Origin of the sequence: Bifidobacterium jacchi, assembly GCF_009078285.1 — a bacterium.
Taxonomy (GTDB): Bacteria; Actinomycetota; Actinomycetes; order Actinomycetales; family Bifidobacteriaceae; genus Bifidobacterium; species Bifidobacterium jacchi.
In genome coordinates this window covers 1-19,163 of sequence record NZ_RQSP01000009.1, presented here as the reverse complement: position 1 = coordinate 19,163, position 19,163 = coordinate 1, and the positions used below count along the sequence as shown (strand labels likewise).

General features: G+C 65.0%; 13 protein-coding genes. 8 read left to right on the top strand and 5 right to left on the bottom strand.

Annotated features, from left to right (window positions below; all coding sequences use genetic code 11):
- Positions 1 to 10: 10 nt before the first annotated feature.
- Positions 11 to 496, bottom strand: a complete 486-nt coding sequence (locus EHS19_RS03945) for a GNAT family N-acetyltransferase (protein ID WP_175578292.1) — start codon at positions 494 to 496, stop codon at positions 11 to 13.
- A 311-nt stretch (positions 497 to 807) separates the two neighbouring features.
- Between EHS19_RS03945 and EHS19_RS03940 the strand changes: the two genes are divergently transcribed.
- The gene (locus tag EHS19_RS03940) at positions 808 to 1,407 is read left to right on the top strand and encodes a GNAT family N-acetyltransferase (RefSeq protein WP_175578289.1); all 600 of its coding nucleotides are present in this window, start codon (positions 808 to 810) and stop codon (positions 1,405 to 1,407) included.
- A gap of 200 nt (positions 1,408 to 1,607) precedes the next feature.
- On the opposite strand, the gene EHS19_RS03935 is transcribed toward EHS19_RS03940, so the two are convergent.
- Both EHS19_RS03935 and EHS19_RS03930 read right to left on the bottom strand, forming a co-directional pair.
- Positions 1,608 to 2,249, bottom strand: a complete 642-nt coding sequence (locus EHS19_RS03935) for a hypothetical protein (protein ID WP_151916489.1) — start codon at positions 2,247 to 2,249, stop codon at positions 1,608 to 1,610.
- A gap of 819 nt (positions 2,250 to 3,068) precedes the next feature.
- Positions 3,069 to 4,499, bottom strand: a complete 1,431-nt coding sequence (locus EHS19_RS03930; protein WP_151916488.1) for an amino acid permease — start codon at positions 4,497 to 4,499, stop codon at positions 3,069 to 3,071.
- 246 nt (positions 4,500 to 4,745) lie between these two features.
- Here EHS19_RS03930 and alr point away from each other — a divergent pair, with 246 nt between their 5' ends.
- The 4 genes from alr to EHS19_RS03905 all read left to right on the top strand — a co-directional run bounded on the left by alr (position 4,746) and on the right by EHS19_RS03905 (position 12,582).
- Positions 4,746 to 6,104 carry an alanine racemase gene (gene alr, locus EHS19_RS03925; protein WP_151916487.1) on the top strand — a complete coding sequence of 453 codons (1,359 nt, stop codon included), beginning with the start codon at positions 4,746 to 4,748 and terminating at the stop codon, positions 6,102 to 6,104.
- A gap of 159 nt (positions 6,105 to 6,263) precedes the next feature.
- Positions 6,264 to 7,541, top strand: a complete 1,278-nt coding sequence (locus EHS19_RS03920) for a deoxyguanosinetriphosphate triphosphohydrolase (RefSeq protein ID WP_151916486.1) — start codon at positions 6,264 to 6,266, stop codon at positions 7,539 to 7,541.
- A gap of 124 nt (positions 7,542 to 7,665) precedes the next feature.
- Positions 7,666 to 9,819, top strand: coding sequence for a DNA primase (dnaG, locus tag EHS19_RS03915; RefSeq protein ID WP_151916485.1), 2,154 nt, complete (start codon positions 7,666 to 7,668; stop codon positions 9,817 to 9,819).
- 300 nt (positions 9,820 to 10,119) lie between these two features.
- Positions 10,120 to 12,582, top strand: coding sequence for an LTA synthase family protein (locus EHS19_RS03905; RefSeq protein ID WP_241677064.1), 2,463 nt, complete (start codon positions 10,120 to 10,122; stop codon positions 12,580 to 12,582).
- A 157-nt stretch (positions 12,583 to 12,739) separates the two neighbouring features.
- Here EHS19_RS03905 and EHS19_RS03900 read toward each other — a convergent pair whose 3' ends face one another.
- Positions 12,740 to 14,116: an MFS transporter gene (locus EHS19_RS03900; RefSeq protein ID WP_175578288.1), complete on the bottom strand. Its 1,377-nt coding sequence runs from the start codon at positions 14,114 to 14,116 to the stop codon at positions 12,740 to 12,742.
- A 546-nt stretch (positions 14,117 to 14,662) separates the two neighbouring features.
- On the opposite strand from EHS19_RS03900, the gene pdxS reads away from it, so the two are divergent.
- The 3 genes from pdxS to EHS19_RS03880 all read left to right on the top strand — a co-directional run bounded on the left by pdxS (position 14,663) and on the right by EHS19_RS03880 (position 18,229).
- Positions 14,663 to 15,544 (top strand): pyridoxal 5'-phosphate synthase lyase subunit PdxS, encoded by an 882-nt coding sequence (gene pdxS, locus EHS19_RS03895; RefSeq protein ID WP_151916483.1) that lies wholly within the window; start codon positions 14,663 to 14,665, stop codon positions 15,542 to 15,544.
- Between the two features lie 15 nt (positions 15,545 to 15,559).
- On the top strand, positions 15,560 to 16,204 hold the full coding sequence (gene pdxT, locus EHS19_RS03890) for a pyridoxal 5'-phosphate synthase glutaminase subunit PdxT (protein ID WP_151916482.1): 645 nt from the start codon (positions 15,560 to 15,562) through the stop codon (positions 16,202 to 16,204).
- A gap of 234 nt (positions 16,205 to 16,438) precedes the next feature.
- On the top strand, positions 16,439 to 18,229 hold the full coding sequence (locus EHS19_RS03880) for an aminotransferase-like domain-containing protein (RefSeq protein ID WP_241677063.1): 1,791 nt from the start codon (positions 16,439 to 16,441) through the stop codon (positions 18,227 to 18,229).
- Positions 18,230 to 18,240: 11 nt separating this feature from the next.
- Here the strand turns inward: EHS19_RS03880 and pgl are convergent, their stop codons facing one another.
- The gene (pgl, locus tag EHS19_RS03875) at positions 18,241 to 19,035 is read right to left on the bottom strand and encodes a 6-phosphogluconolactonase (RefSeq protein WP_151916481.1); all 795 of its coding nucleotides are present in this window, start codon (positions 19,033 to 19,035) and stop codon (positions 18,241 to 18,243) included.
- Positions 19,036 to 19,163: the final 128 nt, after the last annotated feature.

Below are 19,163 nucleotides of genomic sequence, written 5' to 3'. Positions count from 1 at the left end.
CCCACCCCCCTTACCATTCGTGACGCTGATAGGCAATGCGTGTAGTGTCGGTGGGCCGGTCCAGCAGTTGGATGAGGCCGCAGCGGGCGAATCCGCTGGTTTCGAGGACGTGTTGCATGGCTTTGTTGTTGGGGTGGGTGTCGGCGCGGACGTTGCCGTAGTGTTTGAGGGCCCAGCGGATGCATTCGCGGGCGGCGTGCTTGACGAGTCCTGACGAGCAGATGCGGTGGATGGTGACGTAGGAGTCGTTGTCGAGCCATGCGCCGTCGATGTGGCGGTAGGTCGGGTCTTCGCCGGGGCAGAGTGCGAATTGGGCGAGGATGCGTTCGTGGGGGCCGGTGCCGTCGACGAGGAGTATGGAGCGGTGTTGGGCGATGTCGTCGAGTACTACTGCTTCGCGGGGGAATTCGTGTCCCCATTGGGTTGGGTTGCCGCTGCGCGCCATGAGTTCCCGTGCGCGGGCGTAGTTCTTCTGCATCTGTGGGAAGTCGCGCATGGTGGCGTGTCGGAATCGACGGGTCGACGTGCTGCTGGTCACTGGTCACCTCATGGTTGGGTTGCGATGGGTTGCGTCGCGGTTAACTGGCGGTAACGCTACCACGGCGGCTGGTCGAGTGGCGGCGCCGGTTCGTGTTGGTTCGGCGGCGCTGCGGTGACGATCATCGGTGCGTCGCCGCAGCGCGGCGTTCTATTATTGGGGTGGGATGGATTGTCGCGTGCGGTGTCAGTGCCGCATGCGGCGCGTGCCGAAGGGCATGCGAGGCATGGATGCCGTGTCTGCGGTGTCCGCCGAGGGGAAGGACCGTCATGAGCAGCTATACCATCACCTTGAACAAGCCCGCCGAATCCGATTATCCGTTGTTTGCGAGCTGGTGGAACGATCATCGCGTGGCGGATGGTGTGCGCAAGACGCTTGAGCAGCATCCGCTGGAGGAGAACGAGGCGCTGTTTCGCCAGTGGGCGGGCAATGATTCCGCTGACGGATTCGGATATGCGATCTACAACAACGACGGGTTGTGTGTCGGCTTCATCAGCGCGTGGGGGCTTGCGTGTGGCGATGAGCGGGACGCGCAGCTGGCGCTGATCGTCGGCCCTTACTATCAGGGGCATGGCTACGGCAGTCAGGCGTTGCATATCGCGTTGCATGAACTGGCCGAAAAGCTGCATGCGAACACGATCACCGTGCATATTGCGGCGCATAATCTGCGTGCCCGGCACATGTTCGCCGAGCGTGGCTTCAAGGAGATCGACCGGCTGCATCACGCGATCGAACGCGACGGCAAGCCGTTCGACATCATCGTGATGCGTGCCGCCGCGCAGGAGGCCGTCCGCTCCACATGGCAGGACAACCCTTATGATGACACGGTGCAGCTCATTCCGCGCCGCAACATCTTCCGCGTCGAATAGTGCAGTCGGAGGCGCGATCGATCGCAATTGCATTGGCTTGATCGCAATGGAATGATCGCGTCGCGTGGACGGAGCGAACCGTTCGCGCGACGCGATCATTTGCTTGTGTATTCGGTTGCGGTTACTGAGGGTTGTTGCCGAGGTTTTCTGAATCGGCTTCTCGAATTCAGTTTCTCGCTTCTCGCAATCCGAGGCGGCCGTCAGCGGGCGGCCTGCTCGTAGACGCTCAGATCTGCCGCAGTCGAAGCGCTGGGGGAGTCCGGTGACAATGCGGTGAGAGAGCCTTCCTCGTTGACGGCGAACAGGCCCTCCTGCGGATTGATGGCGCTGTATGTGCCGTTTCCGTTATCCACGAGCAGCAGCAGGAATTCGTTCGCCGTGGCTTCGCCGAGCAGAACGGTGCCGGATTCGCGGACCTTGGTGCCGCTCGTGTCGGTGCCGCCGACCTGCGACACCTTGATGACGTCGCCTGGCTTCACGGCACCCTTGAGCACGTGGGTTACCTTGAAACGGGTGATGGTCCGGGGAACGCCCATCGCATCCACGTCGATGTCGTCCTCGTCCATGCCATACTGCGGATTCGTCTCGGGAGTGCCGGCTGTGACATCGACGTCGGGGTGGAGCGTGGCCTCGTAGGAGTTCAGCGCGGTTCCCCGCACCACTATCGTGGAGGCATCCACCGCCTTGTCCACGCTGCCGTATGACGGATAGTCGGCGATGATCTCCGGAGCCTCGCCGTTGTGTGCAGTGCTCTTGCCGGTTTGGCTGCCTGTGGCCGGACGTGCGGAATCGACGGCTGGCGACGCGCAGGAGGAAAGACCGAAGGCAGCTGCCGCTATCATTGCCGTCGCTGCGATTCGTATGATTGGTTTTGTCTGTTTCATGAGTAACAGCTCCTTACATTTGCTACATCGTATGAACGCGGTGTAGTCACGACTGATCTGGTACGACCATGGTTCATCAAGGACCGGTTGACGGGAGTAGTCGGATTGTCGTCCAACCTCAGCGCATGGCCGAGCTCATGTGCTGCAGTGCTGAGAGACCAGTTTGCATATTGCGAACCGGAGTCTTTCGCAATTGTGCGATTATTCACCATCAGATTGAAGTTCTTTCCATATGGTGATTTCGGTGAGTACAGTCCGTACCATGTATCTGCATAACTGCTTGCAATGATGGTTGGTTGTGCGGTTCCTTTTTTTGTTATATTCACCCCGGCACCTGAGCTATTCCAGCTATTTCGCGCCTTGTCGAAGGTCCCAATCCAATGGACGCTCATTCCCAAGTAGTTGACACTGAAGGAGCGTGATGACATTCCTCCGGAGTAGCAGGAATATGCCAATGCCCGTTCAGGCCACATGCATAGCACAATGATTACTAGGCAACTTATAGCTGCCATGGCTTTGCCGTTTGTTCGTTGTATTATTCTCATATTTCCTCAGTTCACTGATACTGATGCAGGCGTCAGCGTGGATCGCTGGTGGACTGTGCCGACGATGCTGTCGGTACAGGAGAAGTGAGGCAATCGCCCCCCCCCATTAAAGGGGGTATCATCAATACTAGGGCATTGATGCACACGACATGCGGCGGGAGATCCGTGATTTGCGAATGACGGACGACATGCGCTCCGCGCCCGCTCGTCGCAGAGCGCATATCGTCGGCGATCAGGCCTGCGAATCGGCGGCGTTGAGCTTGGAACGCTTGCGCGCGTAGCAGAAGTACACGAGCAGGCCGAGCGCGAACCAGACCGCGAACCGCACCCAGGTCTCCCAGTTGAGGCCGGCGATCAGCACCAGGCAGAACACGATCGACAGGATCGGCGTGAACGGCACCAGCGGCGCGCGGAATCCGCGATGCGCGTCCGGCTGGGTGTGGCGCATCCACAGAATGCCGGCCGACACGATGATGAACGCCGACAGGGTGCCGATGTTCACCAGCTCGAACAGCACGTTGATGTTGATGAATCCGCCGGCGAACGCGGTGAGCAGACCGAAGAACCACGTGCCCTTGTACGGCGTGCGATACGTGCCGTGCACCTCGCCGAAGAACTTCGGGAACAGGCCGTCGCGGCTCATCGCATAGCAGATGCGCGACTGGCCGTACAGCTGCACGAGCATCACCGTGGTCATGCCGACCAGCGCGCCGAGGTTGACGATCACCGCCAGCCAGTTCATGCCGGTCTTGAGGATCACGCCGGCGACTGGCGCGTCGATGAAGTTCGCGAACTCCTTGTACGGCACCACGCCGGTCATGATCAGCGTCATGATGATGTAGAGCACCGTCGAGATGATCAGCGAATACAGGATGCCGCGCGGCAGCGTCTTGTTCGGGTTGACGGTCTCCTCGGCGCTCGACGACACCGCGTCGAATCCGATGAAGCTGAAGAACACGATCGACGCGGCCGGCACGATGCCGTACGGCTGGGTCGAATGCGGCTGGAACGTGTACAGGCCGTACGGGGAGAACGGCTTCCAGTTGCTCGGATTGACGTACCACACGACGCACACGATGAACAGCACGATGATCGCCAGCTTGATGATCACCATGATGTCGTTCGTCCGCTTCGTCTGATTGATGCCGATCGACAGCACCCAGGTGATCAGCAGCACGATCAGGAAGCCGGGCAGATTGAAATACGTGGTGACACCGGGCGTCGTGCCGTATGCGGCCGTCAGCTCGACCGGCAGCCCCAGTCCGAAGCCGGACAGCAGCTTGTTGAAATACCCCGACCAGCCGGCCGACACCGTGGCCGCCTGCAGCGCGTACTCCAGAATCAGATCCCAGCCGATCACGAATGCGATCAGCTCGCCGAACGCAAGATACGCATACGAATAGGCCGAGCCGGAAACCGGCGCCATCGACGCGAACTCGGCATAGCACAGGCCGGCGAAGCCGCAGCAGACCGCGGCCAGCAGGAACGACAGCGTCAGCGCGGGGCCGGCGGTCAACGCCCCCTTGCCGGTCAGCACGAAGATGCCGGTGCCGATGATCGCGCCGATGCCAAGCATCGTCAGGTCGAACGTGCGCATGGTGCGCTTGAGCGGAGTGGATTCAGCGACCAGCTGATCCACTGATTTCTTACGGAAAAGATCCATGATGGTTGATTCTTCTCTCGAAACGAAAATGGATTGGGCTGGACCGGACGGAGTTCCGGGACCCCGGCACGCCTCAACGCCGGGAATCGACATGTTGCACTGCACAGGTTACGGCAGTGCGAACGAATGGTGACAGTCTATGACCGCGCTGTGGACAAGGCGCGCGGCCGTGTGTCCGCCCGGTGCCGCAGCGGGTGCCGCGAACCGTTGTCGCATAAGTCACAGCGCCGCGCCACAATGGTGGCCATGACTTTGAACGCTGTATCACCATGGCAATGCTCATCCCCGGCCGGCGAGGCGAACTATGCGGCGGCGCGCCGCAGGTATCCCGCGCAGGCGATCGTCGATCTCGCCGCGTTGCGCGACAACATGCGGCATCTCGTCGACGTCGTCGGCGGGCCGAACTCGGGAACTGCGGTGATGGGCGTGGTCAAGGCCGACGCCTACGGGCACGGGCTGCTTCCCGCGGCGCTCGCGGCGCTCGCCGGCGGCGCCACATGGCTGGGCACCGCGCAGTCGCATGAGGCGCTGCTGCTGCGTCGCCTCGGCATCGGCCCGGATCGATGCCATATTCTGACGTGGGTCTACAACGGCACGGAAGTGCCGTTCGACGAGCTGATCGAGGCCGACATCGACATCTCCGTCGGCTCGCTCGCCGGCATCGACGCACTGGCCGAGGCCGCCCGTCGCGTCGGCAGGCCGGCGCGCGTGCACGTCAAGGTCGATTCGGGATTCGGCCGCAACGGTTTCACCCCGGCCGGCTTCGACGCGGCGCTTGCCAGGCTGGTGCCGCTCGCCAAGGAGGGCGTGCTGCACATCGTCGGCCAGTGGAGCCATCTTGCCGTGGCCGATTCGCCCGACGTGCCCGAGTTCGTCGCGTCCACCGACCGGCAGATCGAAACGTTCAAGGAATTCACGCGGCGCATGGAGCAGGCCGGCATCGCGCCCGAGATCCGCCATCTGGCCAACACGGCCGCCACGCTGGACCGGCCCCAGATCCATTTCGAGCTGACCCGCCCGGGCATCGGTCTGTACGGCTACGAGCCGGACCCGGCGATGGGCACGCCGCGCGACTGGCATCTGACGCCGGCGATGACGCTGCAGGCGCAGCTCGGCACCGTCAAGGACGTGGAGGCCGGCCACGGCATCTCCTATGGCCGCACCTATCTGACGCCGAACGACACGTCCACCGCGATCGTGCCGCTCGGCTACGCGGACGGCATCCACCGCTCCGCGTCCGGATTCGACATGCAGGGCGCCAAGCATGTCGAGAAGCACGGCGGCCCGGTGCGTGTGATGACCACGGAGGGGCCGCGGCTGTACCATGTCTCCGGGCGCGTGTGCATGGACCAGTTCATTTTGGATCTGCACGGCTCGGCGGCGGCGCTCGGCGTACACGAGGGCGACACGGTGGAGCTGTTCGGACCGGGGCGCGGCGAGGACTACGCCGAGCCGACCGCCGACGACTGGGCGCGCGCCGCCGACACGATCAGCTACGAGATCTTCACCTGCCTGCGCAATCGCATTCCGCGCCTGTATCTGCATGCCGCCGACGTGCTCGCGCCGCAGGATGTCGCCAGGCTGGACCCGTCGACGCTGCTGTAGTCGCCGCCCCGGCTGCGGCGGCGGTGCTGTTGCGGCGATACGGTAGCGTTGATTCCAGGCAGTGGCCATTGCGGCGATTGCGGTCGCCGGTTGCGGTGATTGCCGGATTGCAGTTGGATGGATTGCTGGTGATGTTGTCGTGGCGCGGGGGAGGGTCGCATGATCGAGACGATACCGTCAGGCGAGGGCTATGCCTCGCGCGACGAGGAACGATGGGCCGTCGAGCCGCCGAAATCCAAGTCGCGCACCGCATTCGAGCGCGATCGCGCGCGTCTCATCCATTCGTCCGCATTGCGGCGGCTGGGCGCGAAAAGCCAGGTGCTGGTGGCCGGCACCGACGATTTCGCGCGCACCCGACTCACGCATACGCTGGAGGTCGCGCAGATCGGCCGTCAGATCGCCATGCTGCTCGGCTGCGATCCGGACGTGGTCGACTGCGCGTGCCTCGCCCACGATCTGGGGCATCCGCCATTCGGACACAACGGCGAGAAGGCGCTGGCGCGCATCGCCGCGAACATCGGCGGATTCGAGGGCAATGCGCAGACGCTGCGTCTGCTCACCCGACTGGAACCGAAGATCTTCCATGCGGACGGGCGCTCCGCCGGCGTGAATCTCACCCGCGCCTCGCTCGACGCGGCGGTCAAATATCCGTGGACCGCCGCCGAGGCGCCGCACTATGCGGCGATCAAAGGCGTCAAACCGACGAAGTTCTGCGTGTACCCGGACGACGAGCCGGTGTTCCGCTGGCTCAAGACCGGAGCCCCCGAGGCCGTCAAGCCGATGGAATGCCAGATCATGGATCTGTCGGACGACATCGCCTATTCCGTGCACGACGTCGAGGATGCGATCGCCACCGGCGCATGCGACCCGACCGAACTGACGGACGCGACCGTGCTCGACGGCATCGTCGAGGACACGCGCGTGTGGTACGGGCGTGATCTCAACGCCGACCTGCTGCTCGCCTCGCTGACGAGGCTGCGCGATCACGGCCTGCTGCCCGAACGGTTCACCGGGTCGAGACGCTCCCTTGCCCAGCTCAAGAACATCACGTCGGATCTCATCGGGCGGTTCGCATGGTCGGTCGAACGCGCGACCCGCGACACGTACGGTCCCGGACCGCTCACCCGATATTCGGCGAGCGTGGTCATTCCCGAGGCCACGCGCTACGAGATCCTCGCGCTCAAGGGCATCGCCGTGCACTTCGTCATGGCCCCCCGCGAACACGAGCCGCTCCACCGCGAGGAGCGTCGCATCATCGTCGATCTGATCGAAGTGCTCATGGCCGACAGTCCACGCGCCTCCGACATGCTGGAAAGCCAGTTTCTGGACGATTGGAACGAGGCCGGCTCCGATGACGGCCGTCTGCGCGTCGCCATCGATCAGGTGGCCTCGCTGACCGACAATTCGGCGCTCGCCCTGCATTCGATCCTGTGCTGAGCGCTCCGCCCCGCGCCGGCGTGTGCCGAAGCACGCCGTGCCGTCGGCGCGTCGGCGCGGTTTGCCGGCCGTCGCCCGTGATCGGGGCCGGCACGTTCCGAGCATGGCGGTATCGTGGAATGCTATGGCCGGAATGATCAAGAAGGAAGACGTCGAAAAGGTGCGCGCATCCGCGGACCTGTACGACATCGTGTCCGCCAGCGTGGCGCTCAAACCTTCGGGAACCGGCACGTTCGTAGGGCTGTGCCCGTTCCACGACGAGAAGACGCCGAGCTTCAACGTGCGCCCGGCGCTCGGCGTATGGCACTGCTTCGGCTGCGGTCTGGGCGGCGACGTCTTCAAATTCGTCGAACAGCAGGAGAACATCGACTTTCGCGAGGCGGTGGAACTGCTCGCCGACCGCTACCACATCGAACTGCATTTCGAAAGCGGCGGCAGAACCGACGAGCATGCCGGCTCCAAACGCGCGCGTCTGCTGGAGGCCAACGAGGAGGCGCAGCGGTTCTTCGTCTCGCAGATCCTCACCAAGGAGGCGCTGGCCGCGCGCAAGCTGCTCGGCGGCCGCAACTTCAGCCAGGCCGACTGCGAGCGATTCGGCTGCGGATATGCGCCGCAGGGGTGGGACAATCTCGTGCGCCATCTGGCCGACAAGGGGTTCACCCAGCAGGAGATGCTCGACGCCGGCCTCGCCCGTCAAGGCCAGCGAGGCATCTACGACTACTTCCGCGGCCGCGTCACCTGGCCGATCCGCGATTCGACCGGCCGCACGCTCGGATTCGGCGCGCGCAAGCTGTACGAGGACGATTCGATCGCGGCGAAATACATCAATACGCCCGACACGCAGCTGTACCGCAAGACCCAGGTGCTCTACGGCATCGACATCGCCAAGCCGGCGATCGTCAAGAAGCGCCAGGTCGTGATCGTCGAGGGGTACACCGATGTCATGGCCATGCATCTGGCCGGCGTGGACACGGCGGTCGCCACCTGCGGCACCGCGTTCGGCGCCGAGCATGCGAAGATCGTGCGCCGGCTCATCGCCGACGATTCGCTGGGCGCGGTCCAACTGGTCGGTCCGCTCAAGGTCAACGGGCAGCCGCTGAGCTCCCGCATCGTCTTCACCTTCGACGGTGATGCCGCCGGTCAGAAGGCCGCACTGCACGCGTTCGGACTGGATTCGGCTTTTCTCACGCAGACGTTCGTCGCCGTGGCCGACGACAATCTCGACCCGTGCGATCTGCGCATCCAACGCGGCGACGAGGCGGTGCGCTCGCTGGTCGCCAACGCGCAGCCGCTCTACGATTTCGTGATCGCCACGGCGATCGGGCGGTTCGACACATCGTTCGCCACCGGGCAGATGGGCGCGGTCAAGGCCGTCGCTCCGCTGATCGCGCAGATTCGCGACCGTTCGCTGCTCGACCTGTACACGCGCAAGGCCACACGTCGCATCGGCGTCGATCTTGACATCATGCAACGCGAGGTAAGAGCCGCCCGGCGTGCCGCGCATGTGCGCGATGAGGACGCCTATGCGCCGCGGCGGCGCTTCGCGTCCGGCGCTTCGGCGGCATCCGGTTTTGCGGCATCCGGGTTCGACGGCTCCGACATGGCCGGCGGCGGCGCGGGCATGGGCGCGTCGCGCGGCGGGGCGGTGGACGCGGCGGTCCGGCGTGGCATCGAGCATCAGGATGCCGTCAACCAGACGTATTTCCGCATCGACGATGCCGTGTTCATCGCCGAACAGCAGTTCATGGCGATGCTCGTACAGGTGCCGCGCGCCGTTGATCGCGACTGGTTCGACCGCTTGGCGCTCGCCAACTTCATGACACCCGTGTTCCGCACGCTGTTCCAGGCCGTCGCCGCGGCGGGAGGATTGCCGCCGGACGACATGCCGCAGGGACTGTGGATGCACAATCTCACCAAGGCGGCCGGGCCGATGCTCGAACCGGTCATCAACGAGCTCGCCGTGATGACGCTGCCGCTGCCGTCCGCGTCGCGTGGGGACGATAGCGCCGCAGCGGACGCGTCTGCTGCCGCGACCGGCTCGTCGTCGGGTGCCGCCGCGCAGCTTCGGCCGGCCACCAAAGCCGAGCGACGCTACGCGTTCGAGCTGCTCGCCAAGCTACTCGACATCGGTCTCATGCGTCGCATCGGCGCGGCCAAGCGCAAGATGGCGATGCTGCCCGACGGCGAGGAGAAGATCGCCATGCTCGGCCAGATCACCGGCATGGAGACCGCGCGCAAGGATCTGCAGGCGCGCGTCTACGGCAACGACGCGGCATAGCCGCCGACTGCGGCTTGGCGACTGATCCCGGGTTGGAGGCCGACCCCGGCGTGATCGCCGATTGCGGTGTATACGGCGTCGACGTGACGCCAAGATGAATTTTGCCTACGTTGCGGTGATATCTTCGTGCTCCCCGTACCGCTTTCGCGACCCCCGTCATAGCCTGAACACAGTACGATGCGGCCGGTTGTCGATCGCCGTCCGCCGTCCGGCATCCGCCACGCGCCGTTCGTTGCCAGCCGCCGCGCCGCAAGGCACGGCCCTGTCAGCGGCGCAGGAGCATGAGACGAAACGAGGTGCATGTCTATGGATTCCGTCGTGAAGGGCAAGGTCGCCGGTTCGGTTCACACGATTGAAGCCGATGCTCTGGGCGCGGGCGCGATGCTGGAATCGGGCGTGGGTGCGGGCATTGGGGCGGGCGTGGGTGCTGGCGCCGGTGCGGCCTCGGCCGGCGTGCTGCGCGGTTCGGGCGCTGGGGTCATCGGCGCCGGCACACAATCCGACGATCTGATGGCACGCTGTCGAGCCGCCTTCCGCGCGCGTTTCCGTGTTCGCCGCCGCGCCGCCGCGCGTCCGATGCGTCGCGCACGACCACCGTTCGGTGCATGGGTGTATGTGCTGGCGTTCATACTGGTCGCCGCCGCATGCGTGTCGATGCTGCAATGGAGCGTCATGGTGGCGCGCGGCCATGTCACGCCATGGGAGTTCTTCGTCAGAATGTTCCCCGGCGCATCCGGCACCGGCAAAACCGGACAGCTCCAGTTCCTGCTCAACCTGCTGATCATCGGCGCGATCTACGCGGTGCTGGTGATGGCGATCAACCGATTCTGGTTCGCCAGCGGCGTCATGCTGGTCGTCGTCGGCGTGATCGCGGTGCTTGAACGCATGAAGGTGCTCGTGCGCTCGCAGACGATCATGCTCACCGACGTCACGCTGATGGCCAGCGGTGGTGCGGGCGGCATGGGGGACACCGTCACCAACATGCCCGCAGGCTCCGGCGAGGCGATCGCGCAGATGAGCGTCACCGTGGCCGCTCTGGTGGCGTTGGTCGCGCTTGCCGCATGGTTCGACGGCCGCGGCTGGCTGATCGTCACGCCGAGGCGCTTCATCGGCCGCATCCGTCGCGCCATCGCGGCGGCGTTGTGCATGGCGATGGTGATCACCTTCGGCGCCGATCTGGGCACGTCCGGTTCGTGGGCGCAGGGGTTCGCTGCCGCGTTCGGCGACAAGGCGAAGCTGTGGGATTCGATCGAGGATGCGCAGGCGAACGGCGTGGCGGTCGGATTTCTGCGACTGGCCCGTCCCAAGGTGATGGACCAGCCGGCCGGTTACGATCAGGCCGCGATGCGTGACATCGCGAACCGGTATTCGAGCCGTGCGCAAGCGCTGAACGCCTCGCGCACGACCGACATGCGCGATCAGACCGTGGTGATGATCCTCTCCGAGTCGTTCTCCGACCCGACCCGCGTGCCGGGGGTGAGGCTCAACGAGGACCCGATGCCCTACATCCGGTCGGTCAAGGCGAACACCACCTCGGGGCTGATGCTCTCATCCGGCTACGGCGGCGGCACCGCGAACCTTGAGTTCCAGGCGCTTACCGGACTGAGCATGGTCAACTTCGATCCGTCGCTGTCGAGTCCGTATCAGCAGCTGGTGCCGCAGATGACGTGGACGCCGTCGTTCAATCAGATCTGGGCGAAGGGCTCAGGCGGCAGCCAATCGGATGCCGCGGATGCCGCGGATTCGGCTGATGCTGCGGATGCCGCCGAGTCGGCAGGCACTGCGACCGCCGGCAGCGAGGCCGTGCACCCGTACAATCCGGCGCTGTATTCGCGATCGGTCAACTATCGCAAATTCGGCTTCTCGCACTTCTACTCGCAGTCCGATCCGCTGATCGCCGATCATGCCAGGCGCATCGATCGGTCGCACTACATCAGCGACGAGACGTCATACGATGCGGTGCTGCGCCTGATCGAGAATGCCGCGGCAGGCAACGGCGGCAACGGCGGTAACGGCGGCGATGATGGTGATGGCGGCGACGGCGCAGCGCAATCAGGCAAGGCGGCGACGCAGTTCATCCAGCTGGTCACCATGCAGAACCACATGGGATACGAGAACTGGTACGACGACAACCAGTTCAAGGCGACATCGAGCAATGCGACGCCGCTGGATGACGCCGAACGCACCCATATCGACACCTATGCCAAGGGCATGAACTACACCGATCAGGCGACGAAGGCGTTCCTCGACAGACTCGACGCGATGAGCCGACCGATCACCGTCATCTTCTACGGCGACCATCTGCCCAGCATCTACAGGCATGCGGCGGCCGACGACGCGAATTCGATCGCGCTGCACGAGACCGACTACTTCATCTGGTCGAACAAGGCGGCACGGCTGCACGACGGCGGCAAGGCGACGGGGGCGCGCAGCGAGAACGCCTACACGTCGCCCAACTATCTGATGGCGCAGACCGCCGAGCATATGAACGCGCGCGTGTCGCCGTATCTGGCGTTCCTGACCGATCTGCACCGTGCCGTGCCTGCGATGGAGCCGCCCGTCGTCAACGTCACGCAGGGCTGGGATCGCATTCCCGAGGGGTCGCCGCTGTATCTTGACGCTTCGGGCAGGCGGCTCAATCCCGCCGAGCTGCCGCAATCCACCCAGCGGATGCTGCGCGACTACCGGCTCATCCAATACGACATCACCGCCGGCAAGGGCTATCTGCGCGATCTCGGCTTCATGGACGTGCCGCGGCGCTGACTGCGGTCCCATGGTGTGATATTCGCATGATGTAGGGATCGCCCCATGATGTAGGGAATGAAAATGGCGTTATTCCGCCATTTTGCGCAATGTCGGCTTTTGGGGATCCCTACATCATGCGAATATCCCTACACCATGTGATGCTGCCGGCAGCGCGTCACCGGCAGCGCGCGGCCTCGCCACGGCGAATGAACGGCATCAGGGCGAGCGCCATCGCGAAGCCGACGATCGCGTACAGGAACATCCACCGATACGAGCCGCTCGCCTGCTCGATCAGCCCGAACAGCGCCGGACTGATCGCCGCGCCGCCCGACGTGGCGAGATAATAGTATGCGGTCATCGTGCCGGTGCGCTCCACGCCGCCCAATTCGACGATCCACGGCAGCGCATTGACCAGCACCATCATCCACAGAATGCCGAATGCGAACGCAAGATACGGCAGCAGCGACGCACGCCCCACCCACGGCATCGGCGCCAACGAGACGATCGCCAGCGCAAGACCGGCGCTCATCGTCGCGCGTCGGCCGATTCGTGCGCCGAGATGACCGGCGGGAATCGCGAACATGATGCCGCTGATCGCGAACCATACCAGGCCGGCGCTGGCCTCAGCCGGCTTCATGCCCAGGTCGTGCGTGGCGTAGAGGGTGAAGTAGGTTTCGATCGAGCTGGAGCCCATCGTGTACAGCAGCAGCACCAGCATCATCAGCAGGAACGAGCGGCGCGATTCGCCGTCCAAATCAAGCTTCGGAGCGGTCGCCTCACGCAGTGCGCGCCAGCTGACGAACGGCAGCTGTGCCCGCTGGCCCGGCCGCGTGCGGAATCGTTCGGGTTCCCTCACCAGCAGACTCAGTGCCACGACCGCCGCGACCATGATGAACGCGCCTGCGGCGAACGTGACGGACATGCCGAATCGCTTGTACAGCAGGCTTCCGCCGCCCAGCGCGATCACGTTGCCGATCGATCCCATCAGATTGATGACGCCGTTCGCGCGGCTTCGCTGGCTGGACGGCGTGACGTCGGGCATCAGGGCGACGATGGGCGCGCGGCACGACGACATGAGCACCGCATAGACGACGACCGCCGCGATCGTCGTCGCCGCGTTCGGCGCCGCAGCCACCAGCATCAGACAGACCGCAGCCGGTGGAATCGCGAACAGGGCGAACGGGATGCGCCTGCCGAGCCGGGTGCGCACGCTGTCGGACAGCACGCCGAACAGCGGCTGGATGGTGAATCCGCACAGGTTGTCGATGCCCATGATGATGCCGACGACGGCGGTGGGGATGGCGAGATCCTTGAGTTTGATGGGCACGAATGCGTTGTACATGGCCCACGCGGAGGCGATGGCGAGCATGCCGAAGCCGATCGAGAACGTCTGCGCGTAGTCGAGTCGCGCCGCGCGCCGCGTGCCGCTTGGCGCAGTGATGCGTTCGCCGCGCGCGCTCGCCGCCACGGCCGCCGGTGCCGCTGCTGCCGATGACACCGCTGCCGTTGCGGATATCGCCGCCGGCGTGGCTGCCGGTATTGCTGTGGGCATTGCCGCTGGGATTGCCGTGATGCTGGATGCTGCCGTCCGTGCCGTTGCCGTCATGATTACATACGTAGTCTGGTGAATTGGCCGGGTGTTGGAATGCGCGGTGTGTCGTGATGAATGCGTGATGAATTCTGCGTATCGGATCGAGGATTCGGTGGTGGCTGGGGGCTTACGGGCGGCAATCGGCGGGCGGTTAGTGGTCTGTCCTGTCATTATCTGAGTGGTGTTGGCCCCTTCTGATGAGGGGGCTGTCAGCGAAGCTGACTGGGGGAGAGACAGATGGTTGGCAGACGCAGACGGGCGGTGGATGGGTGGATGGCGGATTGGATGGGTCGCTGGCGGTCGGATTGGCCCCATCCAAATTGGACGGTTTCGGATGCCGGCGTGAGCGGTGCCGGCATAATGGTCGGGTCGATACCCATCCAATATGCGAGCATGCCATGTGCAAGCATCCACCATGCGGCCGTTCGCTCTGCGATCGTCCGCTATGCGAATGCGGCGGATGCACGCCCGTGCCATGCCGGACCATCCGAATCGGGGGAAATGACCATGACGGATACGAACAATCGAGCGGAACTCAACCGAAACCTTGCCCAGATGCTCAAGGGCGGCGTCATCATGGACGTCACCACGCCCGAACAGGCCAAGATCGCGCAGGACGCCGGCGCCTGCGCGGTGATGGCGCTGGAGCGCATCCCCGCCGACATCCGCGCCGCCGGCGGTGTGAGCCGCATGAGCGACCCCGCCATGATCAAGGGCATTCAGGAGGCCGTCTCCATTCCGGTCATGGCCAAGGTGCGCATCGGTCACATCGCCGAAGCCCGCATCCTGCAGGCCATCGACATCGACTACATCGACGAGTCCGAAGTGCTGTCCCCGGCGGACGACGTGTACCACATCGACAAGAACCAGTTCGATGTGCCGTTCGTGTGCGGCGCGAAGAACCTTGGCGAGGCGCTGCGCCGCATCGCGGAAGGCGCGGCCATGATCCGCACCAAGGGCGAGCCCGGCACCGGTGACGTGATTCAGGCCGTGCGCCACATGCGTACTATGAACAAGCAGATCCACGAGCTGGTGGGCCTGCGCGACGACGAGGTCTACGAGGCCGCCAAGCAGCTGGCCGTGCCGGTCGAGCTGGCCCGTTACGTGCACGACAACGGCCGCCTGCCGGTCGTGAACTTCGCCGCCGGCGGCGTGGCCACCCCGGCCGATGCCGCGCTGATGATGGAGCTCGGTGCCGAAGGCGTGTTCGTGGGCTCCGGCATCTTCAAGTCCGGCGACCCGGCCAAGCGCGCCGCCGCCATCGTCAAGGCCACCGCCAATTGGCAGGACGCCGACCTGCTCGCCAGGCTGTCCGAGAACCTCGGCGAGGCCATGGTCGGTATCAACGAGGACGAGATCCAGACCATCATGGCCGCGCGCGGCGAGTGAGACTGGCAGTACGACATGGTTGTAGCCGTTGAATACATCTCCAAAGAGGAGTCGGACGGTGTCGAGTCCGGTGCGGTCAGGCATGGCGTGACCGGCATCCTTGCGGTGCAGGGCGCCTTCGCCGAGCATGCGGCCGTGCTTGATCGTCTTGGCGCGCCGTGGAAGCTGCTGCGTGCAGCCGAGGACTTCGACGAGACGATCGACCGGGTGATTCTGCCCGGCGGCGAGTCGACCACGCAGGGCAAGCTGTTGCGCTCCACGGGCCTGTTCGAGAAGATCGACGCGCACATCAAGGCCGGCAAGCCGGTGCTCGGCACCTGCGCCGGCATGATTCTGCTGGCGCGCAAGCTCGACAACGACCCGAACGTGTACTTCGGTGCACTGGATGCCGTGGTGCGCCGCAACGCCTACGGTCGTCAGCTTGGCAGTTTCGCCGCCACCGCCGATTTCGGGCGGCCCGGCGACCCGGACTACATCGCCCGCTTCCCGCTGGTGTTCATCCGCGGGCCGTATGTGGTGTCGGTGGGTGGTGACGCCGTGGCGAAGACCGAGGTGGACGGCCATGCGGTGGCGCTGCGGCAAGGCAACATCATCGCGACCGCGTTCCACCCCGAGCTGACGGAGGACACGCGCATCCACGAACTGTTCCTATCGCTGTAGCACGTGCCCGCAGGAGGCTGCCCATGGTGTAGGCATTCTCACATGATGTAGGGATCCTCTCATGATGTAGGGATGAAAAACGGCGGAAAACCGCCATTCCTGAAAAACGCATCCCTACATCATGGGCAGTTCCCTACACCATGGGGCACAATGGGGGTGTACAGGCGCGTGTGCCGCGTGTGCGAATGCGGCACGCGCGCACGTTTGCATGTGGCGCGTGGGAAGGCGGTGGATATGCGATTGCAGGTGAATCGGCGCAGCAGAGTGCCGATGTATCGGCAGCTCGCCGAGCAGTTGCGTGAGCAGATCGTCTCCGGCGAGCTGTCGGCCGGGTACCGACTGCCGCCGGAGCGCGAGCTTGCCGCGCGGCTTGAGGTCAATCGCACCACCGTGCTTCAGGCGTATCAGCAGCTCAAGGACGAGGGATTGATCGCATCCCGGGTCGGGCGCGGCACGTTCGTGCTGCCGTCGCCGTCGCAGCCGTTATCGCAGTCCACATCGCAGTCGCCGCAGCCGAGTCCGATCCCAAATCCGCGTCCGAATCAGGACCAGAGCCCGAGCCTGCCGCCGAGTCAGCCGCCGCAGCCGGGCGAGCGCCCATCGCTGCGGCAGACACCATCCGCGCGGCATGCCGAGCTTTCGACGCCCGATGCGACGCTCGATGCGACGCCCGGCGCGATGCCGTCGGCACAGTACGATCTGCGGCCGCCGGTCGATGCCGCGTCGACGCCGCCGGCAGCGCCGGGCCGACGCGCGGTGATTCGCACGATCCGCGAACGCCATGCTGTCGATGCGCACTCCGAGCCGAACGCCATCCGCCCGCCGTGGTCGGTGCTGTTCAGCGACTATTCCAATCGGTTCACGTATCACGACTTCGCGTCGGCCGAGCGCGCCCAACGGGCGGACGGCACGATGATCGATTTTGCCGCCGGCTCGCCGAATCCGGCCGATATTCCCGACGATCTGCTGCGCGCGGTCAGTCTTGAGGCGTTCTCCTCCCATGAGTTCGACGGCCAGCCGGAATCGCCGATCGAGGGGTTCGACGAGCTTCGCGAACTGCTTGCCGAGCATATGCGCACTCGGGGCGTGCACTGCAAGGCGCGCAACGTGATGGTGCTGTCCGGCTGCGAGCAGGGGATCGACCTGTGCGTGCGCGCATTCATCAATCCGGGCGACTGCGTGCTGGTCGAGCAGTCCACGTTCTTCCCGGCATTGCAGTCGTTCCGGTCGGCGGGAGCGCGCATCGTGGGCGTGCCGATGGACGGGCATGGCATGCGCGCCGATCTGCTGGAGGGCTACTGCGCCCGATTCCATCCGAAGTTCATCTATACGATTCCAACGTTCCAGAACCCCACCGGCTCCACGATGCCCTCTGACCGCCGTCGTCGGCTCATCGACGCGGCCCGGCGCCACCAGTGCCTCATCATCGAGGACGACGCCTACGGCGAACTGCGATATGGCGACGAATGCCCGATCCCGCTGGCCGGCATGGAGAACGAAGGGTATGTGCTGTATCTGTCCACGTTCTCGAAAACCGTGACCTCGGGGCTGAGAACCGGGTGGATCGTGGCCGATCCGCATGTGATCGGGCGGCTGGCCGCACTGCGGCGCATGGTCGATCAGCATACGAGCACGTCATCGCAGCGCATCTGCATGCAGCTGCTGCGAGAAGGGCGCATCGCAGGGCATGTGCGCGCTCTCGCCGCCGCGTATCGCGATCGTTGCGATACGGCGATCGCGGCGTTCGAGCGGTATGCGCCGCATGGCATGCGATGGTCGGTTCCCGAGGGCGGCTACTACGTGTGGGTGACGCTTCCCGACGGCGTGCGCGCGCTGGACGCGCTGGCGGCAAGCCGGGCGGTCGGCGTCACGTTCATGCCGGGAGGGGTCTTCGACGTCGATGAGACGGATGATGCGCACATCCGTCTCAACGTGGTGCATCCCGACCCCGGCGACATCGAGACGGGCATTCGCAGGATCTGCGCGACGGTGACCGGCCTGCTGCGCGAGCAGACCGGTCGGTGAGCCGACATCTGTCAGTGCAGCAGACTCGCCGCGCCTTCATCGATCAGCCACAGCAGTTCGTCGCCGTCGGCGAATGAGCTTGGCGCCTGCGGATTGCGCGGCTCCGCGAAGGCGCGGGCCACCGCCTCGGCCTTGCGCGTCTGTGACGTGAACACCCATGTATGCCGCGATCGGGCGATCATCGGCACGGTCAGCGTCAGACGCAGCGGCGGCGGCTTGGGCGAGTCGCGCACACCGGCGACCAGCACATGCGGATCGTCGATGAGCACCTGCGGACGGTCGGGGAACAGCGACGCGAAATGCGCGTCCGGTCCCATGCCGAACATGGCGATGTCGAGTCGCGGCTCGTTGCCGAGCTCGTCGATCAGTTCCCGCTGATAGGTCGCGGCCGCGCGATCGAGGACGGCATCGGTCTGTGCCGCGTCGGCATGCGCGATCTCGTCGGCATCGCGGTCGTCGGCGGGCATCTCATGGATGTTGCCCTCCGGCAGCGTGCCGGATCGGACCATGCCATCCAGCCATGCGCGCCGCGCCTGCAGCGCGTTGCGATCGTCGTTGTCGGCGGCCACGAATCGCTCATCGCCCCACCATATATGCACGCGCGTCCAATCCACGGCCGCGGCCAGCGGACTTGCGCCCATCGCCGCGAGTACGCGGTTGCCGTCGGTGCCGCCGGTCAGGGCGATATCGACGCGGCTGCGGCCAGGCTCGGCGAGCAGATCGCCGATGGTCAGCAGCGTGCGCGCGGCCACCGCCTGCGCGAGCGTCTCGGGATCGGGATAGATCACGGTTGTGCGTTGCGTCATGTCAAATCCTTGTCATGCGGCGACTGCGACGAACAGTCGCGAATCGGTTGGATGATACTGGCCGCTCGCCGGCTTGCGAAACGGCGTCAGCGGGCGGGCGGCGTCAGCGGGCGGGCGGCGTCAGCGGG

Bases quoted from the DNA above. Each gene is read 5' to 3' on its own strand.
- pdxS (WP_151916483.1), top strand. From the start codon at position 14,663: ATGACGGATACGAACAATCGAGCGGAACTCAACCGAAACCTTGCCCAG.
- EHS19_RS03930 (WP_151916488.1), bottom strand. From the start codon at position 4,499: ATGGATCTTTTCCGTAAGAAATCAGTGGATCAGCTGGTCGCTGAATCC.
- alr (WP_151916487.1), top strand. From the start codon at position 4,746: ATGACTTTGAACGCTGTATCACCATGGCAATGCTCATCCCCGGCCGGC.
- EHS19_RS03900 (WP_175578288.1), bottom strand. From the start codon at position 14,116: ATGCCCACAGCAATACCGGCAGCCACGCCGGCGGCGATATCCGCAACG.
- EHS19_RS03940 (WP_175578289.1), top strand. From the start codon at position 808: ATGAGCAGCTATACCATCACCTTGAACAAGCCCGCCGAATCCGATTAT.
- dnaG (WP_151916485.1), top strand. From the start codon at position 7,666: ATGGCCGGAATGATCAAGAAGGAAGACGTCGAAAAGGTGCGCGCATCC.
- EHS19_RS03945 (WP_175578292.1), bottom strand. From the start codon at position 496: ATGCGCGACTTCCCACAGATGCAGAAGAACTACGCCCGCGCACGGGAA.
- EHS19_RS03905 (WP_241677064.1), top strand. From the start codon at position 10,120: ATGTCTATGGATTCCGTCGTGAAGGGCAAGGTCGCCGGTTCGGTTCAC.
- EHS19_RS03935 (WP_151916489.1), bottom strand. From the start codon at position 2,249: ATGATAGCGGCAGCTGCCTTCGGTCTTTCCTCCTGCGCGTCGCCAGCC.
- pgl (WP_151916481.1), bottom strand. From the start codon at position 19,035: ATGACGCAACGCACAACCGTGATCTATCCCGATCCCGAGACGCTCGCG.
- pdxT (WP_151916482.1), top strand. From the start codon at position 15,560: ATGGTTGTAGCCGTTGAATACATCTCCAAAGAGGAGTCGGACGGTGTC.
- EHS19_RS03880 (WP_241677063.1), top strand. From the start codon at position 16,439: ATGCGATTGCAGGTGAATCGGCGCAGCAGAGTGCCGATGTATCGGCAG.
- EHS19_RS03920 (WP_151916486.1), top strand. From the start codon at position 6,264: ATGATCGAGACGATACCGTCAGGCGAGGGCTATGCCTCGCGCGACGAG.